The sequence below is a fragment of the Streptomyces sp. NPDC027672 genome (assembly GCF_055566335.1).
The window spans coordinates 198,489-217,044 of record NZ_JBVHSO010000006.1 but is presented as its reverse complement, the minus strand read 5'-3'; the positions used below and the strand labels follow the sequence as shown (position 1 = coordinate 217,044).

The following is an 18,556-nucleotide window of genomic DNA, read 5'->3' as shown; positions in this document are numbered from 1 at the left end:
CCCCCGCCACCCTGCTACGGCCGCGCGCGGCGGGGCAGGGCGGCGGGGCCATGCCCGGGGGAAGCGCGGGGTGCGCTTTCGGGCAGTGCCCGTTCCCGGACGGGGCCGGGAACAGGTCCGTCAGATCAGCCCGTTGCGCAGCGCGTAGCCCACCGCGTGCGCCCGGTTGCGCAGTTGCAGCCGCGTGATGATCTCGTGCAGCACGTTCTTGACGGTCCGTTCGGAGTACGACGTCTTGCGCGCGATCTCCGCGGTGTCCAGGCCCTCCGACACCATGCGCAGCATGTCCGCCTCGCGCGTGGAGAGCGTGGACAGGGACAGGCTGCGCGGGTCCAGCGCCGAGCGCTGGAGGCTGCCCACATGGGACAGCAGCTTGCCGAGCAGATCGCCGGGGAGCACGCCCTCGCCGTTGGCTATGGCCAGGACCAGCCGCAGGAGCTGGTCCTGGTCGGCCTCGGCGCGCCGCAGCACCGCCGCGACACCGCATTCGATGACGCGTTGCAGCGAGCCGGAGCCCAGGGTGGCGACCACGAGTCCCGTGCGGGTGCCGGTGTTGTGCCGCAGCCGGTGCAGCAGGGTGGCCACGTCGTCGTCGACGTGGTCCACGACCACCAGCGACACCTCGGCCCGCTCCGCGTCGGCGTCGGCGAGCAGGTCGACCTCGGGGCGCTGGCGCAACTGCTGCACGACGCCCAGGCGCAGGACCGGATCGGCGGCGTAGACGGCGACGGTGACCCGGGCGGGCCGGTCGGACGAAGAAGTTCTGTGCATGGCCCACGCCGCGGTGGGCACCCGTGCTGAGACAGCCGGCGTCGCCGGCCCGCTTTCCTCTGCGCTGGACATAGGGGCTTACCTCTCATGAGTGGAGCGAGCGCCGGAAGGCGGCGCGCCAGGGACGGCGGCCGGTCTCGCCATCGAGCCGGCGCGAGCGTGATGGTGCGTAACCGCCAGGGCACCGCGACTGCCCGGGCGTTGCCCTCGCGCTCCTCGCGGTGGCTCCGGGCGCGGTCCTACCGTGCTGGCGTGACGCCTTCTGCAGCCTCTTCCCGTCCCGGTGCGCCCGGTCTCGACATCCCGGAAGTGACGGTGGCGCCCGGGGACATCGCTACGACCAGCCTGACCGTGCGCAACGACAGCGACATCGTCGAGGCGTACAGCCTGGAGGTCGTCGGGGACTGCGCCGCCTGGACCACGGTGGAACCCGCGCGGGTCTCCCTGTATCCCGGCACCTCCGAGACCGTGACGATCCGCCTGGAGCCACCGCGTTCCCCGGAGGTCCGGGCCGGTGAAATGCCGCTCGGCGTACGGGTCCTGCCGGCCGAGCACCCCGAGTCGGTGCGCGTGCTGGAAACCACCGTGCACATCACGCGGTTCCGCGAGCTGCACACCGAACTGGCCCCGCGCCGCCGGCGCGGCTGGCTGCGCGGCCGCTACCGCCTTGCGGTGCGCAACCAGGGCAACGCGCCGGTGGAGGTGGGCTTCACCCCGGGCCAGCCGGGCGAGGAACTGTCCTTCGCCTTCACTCCGGCGCAGCAGAAGCTGGAGCCGGGCGAGTCGGCGGAGATCGGGCTGCGGGTCCGCACGGGCAAGCCGGTGTGGTTCGGCAAGCCCGCGGTGTGGCCGTTCACCGTGACCACCGCGGAGACCGGTGAGCAGCAGGAGACCCGGCCGGAGGACTTCGCCGTCCAGGCGCCGCTGGACGCGGAGTTCGTCCAGATTCCCATCTTCCCCAAGTGGCTGATCGCCCTGCTCGCGGCGCTGCTGGCCCTGCTGATCGCCTGGTTCGCGCTGGTCCGCCCGGCGGTGCGCAGCGCGGCCAAGGAAGCGGCCACCGAAGCGGTCCAGCCGCGTCCCACGCCCGCCGGGGAAGAGGCCGGCCAGGTCCCGGGCGCCGGGGGCGAGACCGGTACGGGCACGGGCACCGGCACGGGCACGGGCAGCAAGCCCGGTGGCAAGGGGACGGGCGGTTCGGCCGCGCCGGGTGCGGGTGGTGACGGCGCCTCGGCCGACGGCGGTACGGCGGCCGGCGGCGGTCAGCAGACCTCGCAGACCATCGACGTGCAGACGTCCGCCGGGGAGACGAAGACCGGCACCTATCAGGTGCCCAAGGACAACGTGTTCGGTGTGACGGACATCGTTGTCGCCAACTTCCAGGGCGATGAAGGTCTGTTGACAATCACGTTCGGCGACCGCAAGATCACCACCATCGCGCTGGAGACCTTCCGCAACCAGGACTACCACTGGGTGACCCCCATCAAGATCCCCGAGAACGACACCGTGACCGTCGAAGTGACCTGCGAGAAGCCCGGTACACCGGCGACCGGCCGCCGGGCGCAGGGGTGCCACGAGGTCCTGAACGTCAGTGGCGTACTCAGCCGTACCACCCAGTAACTACAAGCTCACACCCACGCATTGTCGAGTGACCTTGGGTGTACCTGCCAAGGGTTACCCACGTCTTCGTCCAAAAAATTACCACCAGATGACCGAAAACCGACACCGCCCCCCACTGACGCCGAAAAGGCCGGCCACCGAGCACGCTGCGTGACACATCAGCGAGTTCGGGGCCGGCGCGCCGGACCGGCCGGGGGCGGGCCGGGGTGGGCCGTGGGTGTCGGTCAGTCGGTGAAGAAGTGCGGGTCCAGGGCGATGTCGTGCAGCCGGGCCATGGTCAGTGCGGGGCGGGGGCGGGTCGCCGGGGCGCTCTCGGCGTAGGAGTTGATCTCGCGGGCCACCACCCGGCGGCCGTCCGGGTAGAGGGCGTCGACCTGCCAGACCTGGGCGGAGCCGCCCTTCTCCGACCGGCCCCGGACCTGCTTGACCCGGGTTCCGTCGTCGAGTGCCGTGGCCTCGCAGTCGCCGGGTACGCCGGCGCAGCCCATGTGGCCGGCGAGCGCGTCGGTCATGTCGTACTGCACGTCGACCTCCACCATGTTCCTGCCGTGGCCGTCGTCGTAGACGAGCTGGACGAGGCCGTCGGCGGCGTTCAGGCCGGAGAGGGTGCCGCCCGGGGGCAGGTGGGTCTTCAGGACGCGGGTCAGGCGGGCGCCGGGTGCCCGCTGCCCCTCGGTGGAGGGCCTGGTCCGCGGGGCCGGCAGCGCCGCGAGCGCCCCGTTCCAGCGGGGGCTGCGCGCGATCGCGGCCAGCCGGTCCATGGACAGCAGCGGATCGGACCCGTCCGACGTCTCCTTCTCACCGCCGCCGCCGAACTCCTCCACCGCCACCTGGGCGCCGTCGGCGGTGGTCAGCACGGCGTACCAGCGCTTCTGGCCGCTGTCGCTGTTGGGGTAGGTGAACGACTCGGTGGTGTCGAGCACCGCTCCGCCGGCGAGTTTCCGGCTGGTGCACGTGTCGTAGGGGCGGACCTCCACCGGCAGGCAGCCGCCCGCGCCCTGCTGGTTCCTCGGGATGCCGGGGTCGAGCCGGGCGAGGGTGACGTCGACGCGGGTGGAGCCCCGGGCGGTGGAGTAGGTGAGCGCGGCCGTCGGCGAGACGGCGCCGTCCTCCCCCTGCGTCCCCCGGCCCGACGCCCCGGAGACCGTGCCGCCGGGCGGCAGCAGGCTCTTCAGGATGCGGACCAGCTCCTCGCCGCCGACCGGCGCCGCCGTGGCGGACGGCCGCGGCGCGGCGCTGTCCCGGCTGCCCGGGAGCAGCCGCTCGGACGTGCCGCCGTGGCCGTCGAACCCGCCTGCGGCGAGCAGGCCGCCGCCCGCCGTGACCACCGCCACGGCCGCCACGGCGGTCCGCGCGGCGGCCAGCAGCCGCTTGCGGCGGCCCCGGCCGACGGAGCGTCCTACCAGGTCGGCGGAGTGCGGCGGGAACCCGCCGGCGGCGCGGCCCAGGGCGCGGGCCAGCCGCTTCTCGTACTCCTCGTCGGACATGCTGGGTCTCCGTTTCTCGCGTCGGCCCGCGGCGCGGGTGGCCGCCGGCCGCGCTCGTCATGGGGTCAGGTCGGCCAGCTCGGTACCGAGCACGGCGCGCAGCCGTTGCAGGGCGCGCAGGCTCCGGGCCCGCACGGCGCCCGGTGACAGCCGCAGCGCCTGCGCGGTCTCCTCCACGGAGCGGTCCTCCCAGTAGCGCAGCACCAGCACGGCGCGGTCCCGGGCCGCCAGCCGCGCCAGGCCGTCCAGCAGGGCCAGCCGCAGCTCGGCGTCCGGTGCCGGCCCGGCGGCCGTGTCGGGCATCCGGTCACTGGGGCGCTCGGTCGAACTGCGGCGCCGGCGCTGGGAGATGTACGTGCGCACCAGCACGGTGTCGGCGTAGGCCACCGGGGACTGCGCGCGGTTGATCCGCCGCCAGGAGCGGTACATCTTGGCGAGGGTCTCCTGCACCAGGTCCTCCGCGAGGTGCCAGTCGCCCGTGAGCAGGCAGGCCGTCCGGAACAGCGGCCCGCTGCGGGCGGCTGCGAACTCCAGGTAGTCCGCGGGTGCTTCCCTCACCGTGTGTCCTCTCGTGCCGAGCGTCGACTCTTACACGCGGTGGGGGTGCGGGCGCGTTACGGCGGCCGGCCGCAATTCCGCAACGGGGCGAGCGCCCGGCGCCGCCCTCCCGCAGCGGGACGAACCCTCGGTGCCGCCCTCCCGTAGCGGGACGAGCCCTCGGTGCCGCCCCTCCGGCACCGGCGCGGCGCCGCCGTCCGCGCGGGGCGCGCGCCCTGCCCGCCCCGCGGACGTATGCCCTGACCGCCCCGCGGCGCCGTGTCCGCGCGCGGGGCGTGCGCCCCGCCCGGCCGTCAGCCCGGGTCGCGCACCTCCACCGGTCCGGCGGTCGCGGTGCGGGGCGCGCGGCGGGCGGTGAGGCTGATCGCCGTGGCCGCGAGGGCCGCAGCGAACGGCACCAGCAGACCCGCCCGGTACCCGCCCAGCCGGCCGGTGTCCGCGTCGGCGTGGGCGGCGACCGCGGTGACGGCGGCGAGGCCGAGCGCGGCGCCGAACTGGAAGGAGGTGTAGAGCAGGCCGCCCGCGAGTCCCTGCTCCTCCTGCGCGACCCCTTCCGTGGCCACGATCGTCAGCGGCCCGTACGCCAGCGAGAAGGCCAGCCCGAGCGTGAGCAGGCTCGGGAACATCGCCGCGTAACCCCAGTCCGGTCCCACCGGCAGGAACATGCCGTACGACAGGGCCGCCAGGAGCAGGCCGCCGGTGATCACCCGGGCGTTGCCGAAGCGGGCGGCCAGGCGCGGGGTGAGCGTCGGCGACAGGACCGCGTCGATGCCGACGACCAGCAGGGCGAGGCTGGTCTGGAGCGTCGTCCAGCCGCGCAGGTCCCGGAGGTAGAGCACGACGAGGAACTGGAAGCCGAAGAACCCGGCGGCGAACAGCAGCGCCGCGAGATTGGCGCGGACCAGGGAGCCGTCGCGCAGCAGACCGGGCCGGACCAGCGGTTCGGGTGCCCGCCGCTCCAGCAGGACGAAGACCGCGAGGAGGGCCAGGCCGGCCAGCAGCGTGCCGGCGGTGACGGCGGCCCCGGCGTGCGCCGCGCGCTCCACGCCGAACACGATCAGCACCAGCGCGCCGGTGACGGTGCACGCGCCGGCCGCGTCCACCCGCCCGGCGGTCCGCTCGGGGCGCTCCGGCCGGGGGACGAGGACGACGGCCGCGGCCAGGATGACGAACGCGAGCAGGACCGGCGCGAAGAACACCCACCGCCAGTGGACGGCGGTGAGCAGCCCGCCGGCGACCAGGCCGACGGTGAAGCCGGCCGCGGCCGTGCCCGAGTAGACCAGCAGCGCCTTGTCGCGCTCGGGGCCCTCGGCGAAGCCCGTCGTGATCAGGGACAGGCCGGCCGGGGTCAGGAAGGCCGCGGCGACGCCCGTGACGAACCGGGCGAGGATCAGCGTCCAGCCGTCCGCGGCGAACCCGCCGAGCCCGGAGAACAGCAGGAACACGGTGAGCCACAGCACGAACATCCGCCGGCGCCCGAACAGGTCGGCCGCCCGGCCGCCGAGCAGCATGAAGCCGCCGTAGCCGAGGACGTAGGCGCTCATGACCCATTGCAGCTCGCCGGTGGACATCCCGAGGTCGGCGCGGATCGACGGCAGGGCCACGTTGAGCATGGCCACGTCGATGCCTTCGAGGAAGATCGCGCCGCACAGCACGAGCAGGACGGCCCAGCCGCGTGGGCCCGGTCCGTCGGCGGCGCGCGGGGTACTGACCACGATGAACTCCTCCCGGAGTAAAGGGTGTTGTCGGCGCGTTCCACCCTTCGCCGACGCCCGTCCGGGAACAACAGCGATGATCGCAACGTTCGTTCAGCCAGGCTTACCGATCGGTGCCGGACCCCCGGCCGCAGGCTCCGGAGACGCACGTGGACCAGAACGAACTCGCCTGTTTCCTCGTCCTCGCCGAGGAACTGCACTTCGGCCGGACCGCCGCCCGGCTGCGGCTGTCCCGGGCCCGGGTGAGCCAGCTCGTCCAGCGGCTCGAACGCCGCGTCGGCGCACCGCTGTTCACCCGGACGAGCCGGCGGGTGGCCCTGACCGGACTGGGCGCCCGGCTGCGCGAGGAGCTGGAGCCGCACTACCGCGGCATCGAGGACGCGCTCGCGCACGCCGTGGCGGCGGCCCGCGCGGCGGCGGGCGTGCTGCACGTCGGCTTCTCCACCCCGCTGGCCGGCGAGATCGTGGTGAAGGTGACCGAGCGGCTGCGCGGCACCCGCCCCGGGCTCGCCGTCGAGGTGTGCGAGGCGCCGCTGAGCGATCCGTACGGCATGCTCCGCCGCGGCGGCCACGACCTCCAGTTGACCGACTTCCCGCTCCGGGACGGCGAGTTGCGGCACGGGCCCACGCTGTTCACCGAGGGCCGGGTGCTCGCCGTGGCCGCCGGGCACCCGCTGGCCGGGCGGGCCGCGGTGACACCGGAGGACCTGGCGGGCGTGCCGCTGCTGGCCGTCGAGGGCGACCTCCCGGAGGAGTGGCGGCGGCACCGGCTGCCCGCCCGCACCCCCGGCGGCAGACCGATCCCGCGGGGGCCGTCCGTCAGCGGCTTCGAGGAGGCGCTGACGCTCGTGGCCGGCGGCCTGGGCGCCATGCTGACGGCCGCTCACAGCGCGCTCTACCACGGCAGGCCCGGCGTGTCGTACGTCCCGGTCGAGGAGGACGAGCCGCTGCGCTACGCCCTGATGTGGCGCTCCGGCGACGCGAACGAGGCGCTGCGGCACTTCGCGGCCCTCACCCGCGAGGTCGTACGGGAGACGGCCCCCGGCGTCCGGCCGGCCTCCGCCCCCCGGGCGGCGGAAGCGGCGTAAGCACGGCCGAAGCGGCGCAAGCGCGCCGAGTACGGCTCAGACGCCCGGCGGAAACGGCGCAAGCGCGCCGGATACAACTTAGACGCCCGGCGGATACGGCGTGAGCGCCCGGCGCGGACCGGTCCGTTCCGGCCTCCCCGCCGCGCCCGGCCGCCGCCCGTCACCCCGCGCCGCCCGCGTCGCCACCCTCCGTGTCGCCGCCCCGCTGCTGCATCCGGGTGTATCCCTCACCCGTACGGCCGCACCTCGGCCGCTCAGAGGCCCTGGGCCGCCCTCGTGCGGTGAGGATGGCCGGTGACTGACGTCATGTCGTGGGCGGACGCGAACATCGGGAGACGGACCACTTGTGAGCATCCTGAACGAACCTGAGGGCGGTGCCACGCCAGCCGAGGACTCGTACGAGAACGAGCTGCCGGTCCGGCGCAAGCAGCCCGGCAATGTGGTGGTGAAGTGGCTGACCACCACCGACCACAAGACGATCGGCACGCTGTACCTGTCGACGTCGTTCGCGTTCTTCCTGTTCGGCGGGGTGATGGCACTCATCATCCGGGCCGAGCTGGCCCGCCCCGGTCTGCAGATGATCTCGAACGAGCAGTACAACCAGTTGTTCACGATGCACGGCACCGTGATGCTGCTGATGTTCGCCACCCCGCTGTTCGCCGGCTTCACCAACTGGATCATGCCGCTCCAGATCGGCGCGCCGGACGTGGCGTTCCCGCGGCTGAACATGCTCGCCTACTGGCTGTACCTGTTCGGCTCGCTCATCGCGGTCGGCGGCTTCCTCACCCCGCAGGGCGCGGCCGACTTCGGCTGGTTCGCCTACACCCCGCTGTCCGACGCGATCCGCACGCCCGGGTTCGGCGCGAACATGTGGATCCTGGGCCTGGCGTTCTCCGGTTTCGGCACCATCCTCGGCGCCGTCAACTTCATCACCACGATCATCTGCATGCGCGCGCCCGGCATGACCATGTTCCGCATGCCGATCTTCACCTGGAACGTGCTGCTGACCGGTGTGCTGGTCCTGTTCGCCTTCCCGGTGCTGGCCGCCGCGCTGTTCGCGCTCGCCGCCGACCGCATCTTCGGCGCCCATGTGTACGACGCGGCCAACGGCGGGCCGATCCTGTGGCAGCACCTCTTCTGGTTCTTCGGCCATCCCGAGGTGTACATCATCGCGCTGCCGTTCTTCGGCATCGTCACCGAGATCCTGCCGGTGTTCTCCCGCAAGCCGATCTTCGGCTACATGGGCCTGGTGGCCGCGACCATCGCCATCGCCGGCCTGTCGGTCACGGTGTGGGCGCACCACATGTTCGTCACCGGCGCCGTGCTGCTGCCGTTCTTCTCCTTCATGACCTTCCTGATCGCCGTGCCGACCGGGGTGAAGTTCTTCAACTGGATCGGCACCATGTGGAAGGGCAGCGTCTCCTTCGAGACGCCGATGCTGTGGGCGACCGGCTTCCTCGTGACGTTCCTCTTCGGCGGGCTGACCGGCATCATCCTGGCCTCGCCGCCCATGGACTTCCACGTCTCCGACACCTACTTCGTGGTGGCCCACTTCCACTACGTGGTGTTCGGCACGGTCGTCTTCGCGATGTTCGCCGGATTCCACTTCTGGTGGCCCAAGTTCACCGGCAAACTGCTCGACGAACGCCTGGGCAAGATCACCTTCTGGACGCTGTTCGTCGGCTTCCACGGCACCTTCCTGGTCCAGCACTGGCTGGGCGCCGAGGGCATGCCCCGCCGGTACGCGGACTATCTGGCCTCGGACGGCTTCACCGCGCTGAACACGCTGTCGACCGTCAGCTCCTTCCTGCTCGGCCTGTCGATGCTGCCGTTCCTCTACAACGTGTGGAAGACCGCCCGCTACGGCACACCGGTCACCCTGGACGACCCATGGGGCTACGGCCGTTCGCTGGAGTGGGCGACGTCCTGCCCGCCGCCCCGGCACAACTTCGTGACCCTGCCGCGGATCCGCAGCGAGTCCCCGGCCTTCGACCTGCACCACCCGGACATCGCGATGCGGGAGCAGGAGGGCTACGAGATCCCCACCAGCGACCGGAGCCGCGGATGAGCGGTCTGCCCCAGCGGGACACCGGCGCGGGCGGCGACCTCGGCAACGAGGTGGAGGGCTACCTGCTGTGGCAGGCCAGGATCGCGGAGGCGGAGCAGCGGGCGCGGGAGTTCACCGGCCCGCTGGACTGGCTGACGACGGCCCAGCGCGAGGAGATCGAGCGGTGCTACGTCACCGACAGCCTGCGCCGGGCCCGGGCGGACCTGGAGCGGATCGCCGCCCGGTGCGTGTCGCTGCGGGCCGAGTACGAGCAGCGCTACGCGGCCCTGCGGCGGCGCTGTGTGGCCGTGACGCTCGCGGTGTGCGCCGGCTGCACGGCCCTGGCCACGCTCCTGCTCGCGCTCTGACCCCCGGGACCGGCTCGCCGCCCGTCCGCCGCCCGGGGCTCTGACCTCCGGGACCGGCGCCACCGGTCCGGCCGCCCCCCGATGTCAGTCCTCGTCGCTCGTGCGGACCGGGGTCGAGCGTCCCGGCGGGGGCAGCTCGGCGAGCTGGGAGCGGACGACCAGGACGTCGCCGATGAACAGGTCGTAGACCAGGATGCCGATCGCCCCGCCGATCAGCGGGCCGACGATGGGGATCCACCAGTAGGCGCTGAAGGAACCGGACACGCTGCCGGGGAACGCCAGACTGCCCCAGCCGGCCGCGTAGGTGAACAGGCGCGGGCCGAAGTCACGGGCCGGGTTGATCGCGTAGCCCGCGTTGGCGCCGTAGGACATGCCGATGGCGGCCACGGCGAAGCCGATGACCAGCGGCCCGAGGTTGGCCCGCACGGCCTGGTTGCGCAGGTCGATGACGGCGGCGATCAGCATGAGCAGCAGGGCCGTGCCGACGATCTGGTCGATCAGCGGGCCCCAGATGCCGCCGTGGAAGTACGGGGCCGGGAAGGTCGCGAAGATCGAGAACGTGGTGTTCGTGTGCCCGTCGACCTTCGGTGCCGTCACCGTGCGGTCGAAGGTGTTGATCGCGTCGTGGTAGACGAGGTAGACCAGCGCCGCCCCGGTGAGCGCGCCGACGACCTGGGCGAACCAGTAGGGCAGGACCTTGGCCCAGGCGAAGCCCCGGCGCAGGGCCATGGCGAGGGTCACCGCCGGGTTGAGGTGGGCGCCGCTGACGCCGCCGGCGACGTAGACGCCGAACATGACGGCCAGGGCCCAGCCCCAGGTGACGAGCAGCCAGTCGCCGGCGGCCAGGAAGATCGTGGTGGGGGTGGCGGCCCGGCCGGAACCGGGGAGTGCGGCGACCGCCATCGCGACCACACCGCAGCCGAAGCAGATGAGGACGAAGGTCCCGAGGAACTCCGCCAGGCACTCGCCCAGCAGGCCGCCCCGGCTTCTGAGACGGGACGGCTTGACGAGCGCGGGGATGTCGACAGCCATGGAGGCCCCCTTTGAAGAGAGCAGTGCGGCCAATGTCCCTATATTGAGGCATAAAGCCACGCCGTGCAGGGTGAACGTCCCGCATCACCCGTACAGGAACCCGCTCCGGCCGTCCGGAAGAGGACCGCCGCGGTCCCGCGGGAGCGTTCGGCCTCCGGTCAGCGGACCGGGAGGATTCTTTGCCCGCGACGCTGATACGGACGGCCCCCGCGTCCGTACTGCTGTGCGTCCGAACGCCGGACGCGACCCCAGCAGGAGGAACGGTGCGCTTTTCGCGGAACGCGACGGGAACTGCGTTCGTGGGCGGTGCGATGGCCCTCACCCTCGCGGCGCTCGCCTACCCGGGCATGCTCGGCCTGAGCACGGTCTCCACCGCGCAGGACCGCGTCATCGCCGACACCCAGTGGGGGCCGCTCACCGAGCAGGACCGGGACTTCGTGGTGAAGGTCCGGGCGGCCGGGCTGTGGGAGTACCCGGTCGGGCGGATCGGGCTGCGCAAGGGCGCCTCCGAGGGCGTGCGCACGGCCAGCCGGCATCTCATCGACGGGCACGCCGCGCTGGACACCACCTGCCGGAAGATCGCGCCGATGCTGGACATCACGCTGCCCGACGTGGCCAGTCCCCAGCAGCAGGGCTTCGTGCGCCAGTTGGAGGCGGAGAGCGGCCGGCGGTTCGACACCGACTTCGCGAACATCCTGCGGATGACGCACGGCTCGATCTTCAACACGATCGCCAAGATCCGCTCCACCACCAAGAACGCGCTGGTGCGGGCCCTCGCCGACCAGGCCAACGACACCGTCCTGGACCACATCACGGTGATGGAGAAGACGGGTCTGGTCGACTTCGACCAGACCCTCTTCCAGCAGACCACCCCGCCCAAGCTGCCCGACTCCGACCTGACCCCGCCGCCCCCGTCCGCCGGCCGGCCCCAGGTGGTGCTCACCCCGCCGCCGACGGCCACCGCCACACCGGTGGACATCGACGGCATCGCGGGCGGCACCCCCGGGGCGGCGCCGGCCCCGGGCCGGACGCCCTAGGCCAGCCAGACGGTGGTGTCCGGGGGCAGCGTGCCGGCGGCCGGCAGCGGCGCGCTGGACAGCAGGACCTCACCGGCCGGCAGCGGCACCGGTCCGGCACCCAGGTTGGTGACGCAGCGCCAGGCGTCGGTGCGGCGGAAGTCCAGCACGTCGGCGGGCGCGTCCGGCGCCCAGTCCAGCGTCTCGCCGGCCAGCAGTTTGCGGCGCAGCCGCAGGGCCGTGCGGTACAGCTCCAGCGTGGAGCCCTCGGTGCCGGCCTGCGCCTCCACCGCGTAGCCGGCGAAGGACGCCGGCTGCGGCAGCCAGCCGGCCCCGGGCCCGAAGCCGTACGACGGTCCGGTCGTCGTCCACGGCAGCGGCACCCGGCAGCCGTCGCGGCCCTTGCGGACATGGCCGGTCTGCTCCCAGATCGGGTCCTGGAGCACCTCCGTGGGCAGATCGGCGACCTCGGGCAGCCCGAGTTCCTCGCCCTGGTAGAGATAGGCCGAGCCGGGCAGCGCCAGCATCAGCAGGGTCGCCGCGCGGGCCCGGCGCAGCCCCGCCGCCGGGTCGACCGCGGGCGCCGTGCCGCCGGAGAGCAGCCAGGCGGCCGGGTCGGTGCCGGGCGGCAGCATCAGCCGGGAGGCGTGCCGTACGACGTCGTGGTTGGACAGCACCCAGGTCGCGGAGGCCCCGGCGGAGCGGGCGGTGGCCAGGGAGCCGGTGATGACCTCGCGCAGCTCCGCCGCGTCCCAGCCCGCCTCCAGGTACTCGAAGTTGAACGCCTGGCCGAGTTCGTCCGGGCGGGCGTACAGCGCGCGGCGCGGGCCCGGCACCCAGGCCTCGGCGACGGCCGTGCGCGGCGGGCTGTAGGCGTCGAAGACCTTGCGCCAGTCGCGGTAGATCTCGTGCACCTCGTCGCGGTCCCAGTAGGGGTGGCTGCCCGGTGCCATCCGGGGCAGGGCGGCCTCGCCGGTCGCGCCGATGTCGCCGAGGTCGCGCAGCGGCTCGGTGAGGTCCTTGGCCATGCCGTGGGCGACGTCCACCCGGAAGCCGTCGACGCCCCGGTCGGACCAGAAGCGCAAGGTGGCGCGGAAGTCGGCGCGGACCTCCTCGTGGTCCCAGGCGAGGTCGGGCTGTTCGGGGGCGAAGAGGTGGAGGTACCACTCGCCGTCGGGCACCCGGCGCCAGGCGCTGCCGCCGAAGACGGACTGCCAGTCGGTGGGCGGGTGTTCGCCGTGCGCGCCCCGGCCGGGCCGGAAGACGTACCGGTCCCGGGCGGGCGAGCCGGGGCCGGCCCGCAGCGCCTCCTGGAACCAGCGGTGCAGGTGGGAGGTGTGGTTGGGGACGACGTCCACGACGACCTTCAGGCCGAGCCGGTGCGCCTCGGCGACCAGGGCGTCGAAGTCGTCCAGGGTGCCGAGGCGTTCGTCGACCCCGCGCGGGTCGATGACGTCGTAGCCGCCGTCGGCGAGCTCGGACGGGTAGAACGGGCTCAGCCACAGGGCGTCCACGCCGAGCGCGGCGAGGTGGTGCAGCCGCTCGGTGACGCCCCGCAGGTCGCCGAGGCCGTCTCCGTCGGCGTCGGCGAAGCTGCGCGGATAGACCTGGTAGACGACGGCCTGCCGCCACCAGTCGGGGTTCCTGGACGAGAGGTCCGGCGAGAGGTCGGCCATACGGGCTCCCAAGGGACGGACGACGGTACAGAACCTGTATCTGTCCACCTTGCCCGGAAAGGGAACCTTCGCGCGCGCGGTCAGGCGGTGCAGTGCTCCAACAAGCCCTGTACCTCCGCGTCCACCACCCGGTAGCGCACCACGCGCCCCTCTTTCTCGCCCGCCACCACGCCGGCCGCCCGCAGCAGCCGCAGGGCCTGGGAGACGGCCGGGTCGTTCATGCCCGTGGCGATCGCGAGGTCGGAGACGGCCAGCGGGCCGGTGCGGTGCAGGGCGAGCAGCAGCGCGAGCCGGTTGGCGTCGGCCAGGAGCGAGAAGCGGTCGGCCCAGCCGCGCAGACGGCCGGCGTCACCGATGGCGGCGATCGCCTCGCACACCCGGTGACCGTCGATGGTCCGGCGGCCGGCACGGTCGGCAGGCACGAGATGCATGCCCCCATCCTCCCAGGCAGCGGTGTGATCTTGAATACCTGCGCAGGTACGCAGCTATGCAGGAAACCACGTGCCCCTCTACGGTGGGCGGGCCGTGGTGTTCGGGAAGTCGATGCAAGGTCGACGCGGCCCTCGCCACTGTGATCGGGGAGTTCCCGTTCCGTCCGGCACGCGCCGGGCCACTGGTCCTACGACCGGGAAGGCAGGAACGGCGGACGCACGACCCGTAAGCCAGGAGACCGGCCACGGCACTCACGAAGTGATCCACGAGGTGCTGGAGCGTGAACCTATGGCCAATGCTGCTGTCTTCCGCTGGCGACGCGAGGACACCGTCAAGACGGCGGGACTGCTGGCGGTGATCGTCGCCTTGCACGCCGTCGCCTTCGGCATCCTCTTCCTGCTCGTCACCCCCGAGCACTACACGGTCGGCGGTGACGTCTTCGGGGTCGGGCTCGGCATCACCGCCTACACGCTCGGCATGCGGCACGCCTTCGACGCCGACCACATCGCGGCGATCGACAACACCACCCGCAAGCTGATGGCCGACGGCAAGCGGCCGGTGTCGGTGGGCTTCTGGTTCGCGCTCGGCCACTCCAGCGTCGTGGTGCTGCTGGCCCTGCTGATCGCGGGCGGCACCTCGCTGGCCGGCAAGGTGATGAACGAGGGCTCGGCCACCCACCAGGTGCTCGGCTTCCTCGGCACGACGGTCTCCGGCACGTTCCTGTACCTGATCGCCGCGCTGAACCTGGTCGCGCTGGCGGGCATCCTCAAGGTGTTCCGGTCGATGCGCGCGGGCACCTACGACGAGAGGGAGCTGGAGGCGCACCTGGACTCGCGCGGTTTCATGAACCGAGTCCTCGGCCGGCTGACGAAGTCGGTCTCCCGGCCCGGCCAGATGTACCCGCTGGGCTTCCTCTTCGGCCTGGGCTTCGACACGGCCACGGAGGTCACGCTGATGGTGATGGCGGGCTCGGGCGCGGCGGCCGGCCTGCCCTGGTACGCGATCCTGTGCCTGCCGCTGCTGTTCGCCGCCGGGATGAGCCTGTTCGACACCCTCGACGGCACGTTCATGAACTTCGCCTACCAGTGGGCCTTCTCCAACCCCGTCCGCAAGGTGTTCTACAACCTCGCCATCACCGGCCTGTCCATCGCCGTCGCCTTCTTCATCGGCACCATCGAGCTGGTCGGCGTCCTGCACGAGAAGTTCGGCCTGCACGACGAGGTCACCGGCTGGATCGCCGGCCTGGACCTGGACAACGTCGGCTATCTCATCGTCGGCCTGTTCGTGGTGGTGTGGGCGGCGGCGCTGGCGTACTGGAAGGTGGCCAAGGTCGAACAGCGCTGGACCCCCCGCCCCGCCGACTCGGGCTGACCGCCGCCCCGGACGCTACGGCCGGGCCACCGTCTCCAGGTACAGCCGCACGTACCGGTCGACGTCCACGTCCAGCGCCACGTCCACGAGGGCCCGTTCGCGGCCGCCCTCGTGGAGTTCGGACTCGCCGGGGCGCAGGCGGCGGTCGACGACGGTCTGGCCCCGGGTGGGGCCGGGGGCGAGGGAGACCTCGACCGGCAGGCGCCGGGTGGTGAGGCCGGCCGGGTCGGCGACCGCGCACACCGCGCCCGCGTCGCCGAGACCGCCCGCCTCCTCGGCCTCCGGCGCCTCGCCCTGGGCGGTGGGCCGGTGGGCGAGGAGTTCGCCGGCCAGCCGGGTGCCGGGCTCGGCGCTCGCGCGCAGCCGGTGCACCTCCTCGGCGGGGACCACGACCCGGGTGAACACGTCCAGGCCGTACATCGTGACCGGCACACCGGCCGTGAGCAGGATGGCCGCCGCCTCCGGGTCGTGCCAGACGTTGAACTCCGCGACCGGGGTCGCGTTGCCGGTGGTCACGGCGCCGCCCATGAACACGATCCGCTCGATGTTCCGGGTCACCTCGGGGTGGGTGCGCAGCAGCAGCGCGATGTTGGTCAGCGGGGCGGTCGGGATCAGGGTGACGGGGCGCGGGGAGGCGAGGATCTCCCGGTGCAGCAAGGTCACCGCGTCCACGTCGGCGGCGGTCCGGGCGGGCGCGGGCAGCCCCAGGTCGCCCATGCCGTCGACGCCGTGCACCGGCGCCGTACGGGCCGGCTCGATCAGCGGCCGCTCGGCGCCCCGGGCCACCGGGACCCGGGGGGCGCCGGCCTGTTCCAGCACGGTCAGGGTGTTGCGGACCACGCCGTCCACGTCGGTGTTGCCGGCCACGCAGGTCACCGCCCTGAGGTCGAGCCCGGGGTGGCGTACGGCGAAGAGCAGGGCCAGGGCGTCGTCGACCCCGGTGTCGCAGTCGATGATCACGGGAATGGGCTGACCGGTCACGGCGGACTCCTTCCGTCGAGCCGACGATAGATCACCCCGGCGCGCCGGGACCGGCCGTCCCCGGCATCCACGGTTCCGGGACGCCCGCAGCCGGCCCGCGCCGCGCTCCCCGGCTTCTCCCTCGGCGGCCGTGCGGCCACGGCCCGCTCACCCGTACGGACCGGAGCGCTGGTGGGGCCGGGGCGGCGGTGGTGCCGTGAGAGCAGGAGTTTTCGCCGGCCGCGCGCAGCCAGGAGGCCTCGATGTCCCCCGCGATACGCCCCCGCATACCCCGTGCCGTGCAGCGCCCCCTCCTCGCCACGGCCCTGCTGCTCGGCGGCGGCTGCGCGGCCCTGAGCCTCGACCACCCGGCGAGCGCGCCGCATCCGCTGCCCACGGTCGATCCGCCGAGCCGGACCCCCAGGGCGTCGGCGCGGGCCGACGGTTCCACGCTCAGCGACGAGCAGGCGCAGGCGGCGCTGCTCACCCAGACCGACCTGGGCGCCCCCTGGACCGCCACGCGCGGCGCGGCCACCTGGCGGGACGGGCTGCTCAAGAGCCGCACCTCGGCCGGCGAGTGCCAGCCGCTGCTGGACGCCCTCTACGGCGACGAACTCCTCGGCGCCCCGGCCCGCGTCGCCGTGGGCCTGGACGACGCCGACACCGAGGCCCAGCTCCGCTTCCAGATCGCCGGGCGCCGGCCGGCGGACGTGGACGCGGCGCTGGCCTGGCTGGGCACGCTGCCGGTGCGCTGCGCCCGGTTCACGGCCGTCACCGAGCAGGGCCTCGTGGAGGACGTGCAGGTCGTGGACGCGCCGCTGCCGGAGGTCGGGGACGTGCGGCAGGGCCTGCGCGTCACCGTAGCCGGGACGGCACCGGACGACCAGCGCTTCCTGCTCACCCTGGACGTGGCCGCCGTCCGGGTCGGCGAGGACGCCTTCGCCCTCACCAACGGCGGTCTCGGCGACGTGCCCAACGACGCCACCCAGGCCGCCGTCCAGATCGGCGCCCTGCGCCTGGCCGACATCCGCCGGCAGGGCCTGGCCCAGGTGTGAGGCTCACAGCGGCGGCTGGGCCGGGGCCGGGCCCAGGGTGGTGGTGCCGGGCGCGGCACGGTGGCGCAGACCGGTGCGGTAGGCGTCCAGGGCGGCCTCGGTACGGCCCGTGCGGCGCAGCAGGTCGCCCAGCAGACGGCACAGGTCGGCCAGGTCGCCGGCGGCGCCCGCGCGTTCCAGCAGGCTCAGGGCGCGGACGTAGTGCTCCTCGGCGGCCTCGGTGTCCCGGGCGTCCTCGGCGATGATGCCGAGCAGACGGTGCGCGGCGGCGGCGTGGACGGCGCCGCGCTCGGAGGAGAAGTCCCCGAGGACGCCTTCCAGCAGCCCGGCCGCCTCCCCGGACTTGCCCCGGCGGTGCAGGACGTCGGCCAGCTCCACGGCCGCCTGGCTGCGGTACAGCGCGGCGCGGCTCTCCGACAGCATGGCGTACGCCTGCCGCAACTCCTCCTCGGCGCGCTCCAGTTCGCCGTTCTGCGCGCAGACGTAACCGCGCATCCAGTGGCAGTTGGCCAGCTCGGTGCGCAGCCGCAGCTGCCGGTACAGCTCGGCCGCCTTGGCCAGCGCGGCGTCGGCCTGTGCGATCCGGCCCTCGGCGAGCAGCGTCCGGGCCACCGACCGGTGCATCCGGGCGATCAGCGCGGGATCACCGGCCCGCGGCGCGAGCGCGAGCGCGAACTCGGCGGCCTGTGCGGCGCGCGCGTGGGCGCCCATGTCCATGTACGGGCCGATGACACTGGCGTAGAGCAGCAGCAGCGCGTCCGGGTCGTGCAGCCCGCCGCGGTTCAGCTCGTCCAGCGCGGTCTCCAAAAGGTAGACCGCGTACCGGAGTTCGCCCGCCAGGTAGTGGGCCACGGCCCGGCCGCGGAGGGCGGGCACCCGGGCCGGCAGCGGCTGGCCCGACAGCCGTTCCTCGGCCTGCTCGAAGTACTCGCGCGCCCGGGTCAGCTCGCCGGTCTCCAGCGCGCACTCGCCCAGTCCGAGCAGTGCGGCGGCCTGCTCGCCCGCCAGCTCGTGCGCCGCGGCCTCGGCGCGCAGCACGCCGTACTGGGCGGCGGCCTCCTCGGCCCGCCCGTCGGCCAGGACGCGCTGCGCCTCGGTGAGCCGCAGCCGCAGCTCGGTGGCGAGGTGGGCGGGCCGGCCCACGGCCAGCTCCTCGAAGGCCACGCCGAGCCGGCCGGCGATATGGCGCAGCGCCTCGTCCGAGGCCCGCACCCGGCCCGCCTCCAGCGTGGAGATGTAGGCCGGCGTGTACGCCGGTTCCGCCACCTGCCGCTGCGTCAGGCCCCGCTGGCCGCGCAGCCGCTGCACCCGCCGGCCGATGACCTCCGGTTCGTCCCGTTCCCGCATCCGCGCCCCCTGG

At 73.5% G+C, this 18,556-nt stretch carries 16 protein-coding genes and 1 riboswitch; of the genes, 7 read left to right on the top strand and 9 right to left on the bottom strand.

From position 1 onward, the window contains the following. Positions 1–120: 120 nt before the first annotated feature. Positions 121–843 carry a helix-turn-helix transcriptional regulator gene (locus tag ACZ4SV_RS16805; RefSeq protein ID WP_468005051.1) on the bottom strand — a complete coding sequence of 241 codons (723 nt, stop codon included), beginning with the start codon at positions 841–843 and terminating at the stop codon, positions 121–123. 228 nt (positions 844–1,071) lie between these two features. On the opposite strand from ACZ4SV_RS16805, the gene ACZ4SV_RS16800 reads away from it, so the two are divergent. Next, positions 1,072–2,391 carry a COG1470 family protein gene (locus ACZ4SV_RS16800; protein WP_468005345.1) on the top strand — a complete coding sequence of 440 codons (1,320 nt, stop codon included), beginning with the start codon at positions 1,072–1,074 and terminating at the stop codon, positions 2,389–2,391. Positions 2,392–2,615: 224 nt separating this feature from the next. On the opposite strand, the gene ACZ4SV_RS16795 is transcribed toward ACZ4SV_RS16800, so the two are convergent. From ACZ4SV_RS16795 to ACZ4SV_RS16785, 3 genes are all read right to left on the bottom strand, one after another. After that, the gene (locus tag ACZ4SV_RS16795) at positions 2,616–3,878 is read right to left on the bottom strand and encodes a hypothetical protein (protein ID WP_468005049.1); all 1,263 of its coding nucleotides are present in this window, start codon (positions 3,876–3,878) and stop codon (positions 2,616–2,618) included. A gap of 57 nt (positions 3,879–3,935) precedes the next feature. Continuing rightward, on the bottom strand, positions 3,936–4,436 hold the full coding sequence (locus ACZ4SV_RS16790; RefSeq protein ID WP_468005047.1) for a SigE family RNA polymerase sigma factor: 501 nt from the start codon (positions 4,434–4,436) through the stop codon (positions 3,936–3,938). A gap of 293 nt (positions 4,437–4,729) precedes the next feature. Further along, positions 4,730–6,151, bottom strand: a complete 1,422-nt coding sequence (locus tag ACZ4SV_RS16785; protein ID WP_468005045.1) for an MFS transporter — start codon at positions 6,149–6,151, stop codon at positions 4,730–4,732. 149 nt (positions 6,152–6,300) lie between these two features. On the opposite strand from ACZ4SV_RS16785, the gene ACZ4SV_RS16780 reads away from it, so the two are divergent. The 3 genes from ACZ4SV_RS16780 to ACZ4SV_RS16770 all read left to right on the top strand — a co-directional run bounded on the left by ACZ4SV_RS16780 (position 6,301) and on the right by ACZ4SV_RS16770 (position 9,654). Then, entirely contained in the window at positions 6,301–7,239 is a 939-nt protein-coding gene (locus tag ACZ4SV_RS16780) for a LysR family transcriptional regulator (RefSeq protein ID WP_468005043.1), read from the top strand. Between the two features lie 346 nt (positions 7,240–7,585). Beyond that, positions 7,586–9,307, top strand: coding sequence for an aa3-type cytochrome oxidase subunit I (gene ctaD, locus ACZ4SV_RS16775; RefSeq protein WP_468005041.1), 1,722 nt, complete (start codon positions 7,586–7,588; stop codon positions 9,305–9,307). Continuing rightward, entirely contained in the window at positions 9,304–9,654 is a 351-nt protein-coding gene (locus ACZ4SV_RS16770) for a cytochrome C oxidase subunit I (RefSeq protein WP_365883874.1), read from the top strand. Before ctaD ends, ACZ4SV_RS16770 begins: the two co-directional genes overlap by 4 nt. A gap of 84 nt (positions 9,655–9,738) precedes the next feature. Here the strand turns inward: ACZ4SV_RS16770 and ACZ4SV_RS16765 are convergent, their stop codons facing one another. Beyond that, positions 9,739–10,686 carry an MIP/aquaporin family protein gene (locus tag ACZ4SV_RS16765; RefSeq protein WP_397968063.1) on the bottom strand — a complete coding sequence of 316 codons (948 nt, stop codon included), beginning with the start codon at positions 10,684–10,686 and terminating at the stop codon, positions 9,739–9,741. A gap of 299 nt (positions 10,687–10,985) precedes the next feature. Between ACZ4SV_RS16765 and ACZ4SV_RS16760 the strand changes: the two genes are divergently transcribed. Then, complete coding sequence (locus ACZ4SV_RS16760; RefSeq protein ID WP_365941502.1) at positions 10,986–11,723, top strand: DUF4142 domain-containing protein; 738 nt, start codon at positions 10,986–10,988, stop codon at positions 11,721–11,723. Here the strand turns inward: ACZ4SV_RS16760 and ACZ4SV_RS16755 are convergent. Further along, the gene (locus ACZ4SV_RS16755; protein WP_468005038.1) at positions 11,720–13,378 is read right to left on the bottom strand and encodes a glycoside hydrolase family 13 protein; all 1,659 of its coding nucleotides are present in this window, start codon (positions 13,376–13,378) and stop codon (positions 11,720–11,722) included. The two genes, ACZ4SV_RS16760 and ACZ4SV_RS16755, sit on opposite strands and share 4 nt — an antisense overlap. A gap of 80 nt (positions 13,379–13,458) precedes the next feature. Further along, on the bottom strand, positions 13,459–13,809 hold the full coding sequence (locus ACZ4SV_RS16750; RefSeq protein WP_365881606.1) for an ArsR/SmtB family transcription factor: 351 nt from the start codon (positions 13,807–13,809) through the stop codon (positions 13,459–13,461). A gap of 78 nt (positions 13,810–13,887) precedes the next feature. Then, positions 13,888–14,071: riboswitch (cobalamin riboswitch) on the top strand. Between the two features lie 27 nt (positions 14,072–14,098). Between ACZ4SV_RS16750 and nicT the strand changes: the two genes are divergently transcribed. Next, on the top strand, positions 14,099–15,181 hold the full coding sequence (gene nicT, locus ACZ4SV_RS16745) for a Nickel transporter NicT (protein WP_468005036.1): 1,083 nt from the start codon (positions 14,099–14,101) through the stop codon (positions 15,179–15,181). 15 nt (positions 15,182–15,196) lie between these two features. Here nicT and ACZ4SV_RS16740 read toward each other — a convergent pair whose 3' ends face one another. After that, complete coding sequence (locus tag ACZ4SV_RS16740) at positions 15,197–16,162, bottom strand: nucleoside hydrolase (RefSeq protein ID WP_365881610.1); 966 nt, start codon at positions 16,160–16,162, stop codon at positions 15,197–15,199. 242 nt (positions 16,163–16,404) lie between these two features. On the opposite strand from ACZ4SV_RS16740, the gene ACZ4SV_RS16735 reads away from it, so the two are divergent. After that, the gene (locus ACZ4SV_RS16735) at positions 16,405–17,196 is read left to right on the top strand and encodes a hypothetical protein (RefSeq protein ID WP_468005034.1); all 792 of its coding nucleotides are present in this window, start codon (positions 16,405–16,407) and stop codon (positions 17,194–17,196) included. A gap of 3 nt (positions 17,197–17,199) precedes the next feature. Here ACZ4SV_RS16735 and ACZ4SV_RS16730 read toward each other — a convergent pair whose 3' ends face one another. Beyond that, a complete protein-coding gene (locus tag ACZ4SV_RS16730; RefSeq protein ID WP_365881614.1) occupies positions 17,200–18,543 on the bottom strand; it encodes a helix-turn-helix domain-containing protein in 1,344 nt (447 codons plus the stop codon). Positions 18,544–18,556 lie beyond the last annotated feature (13 nt).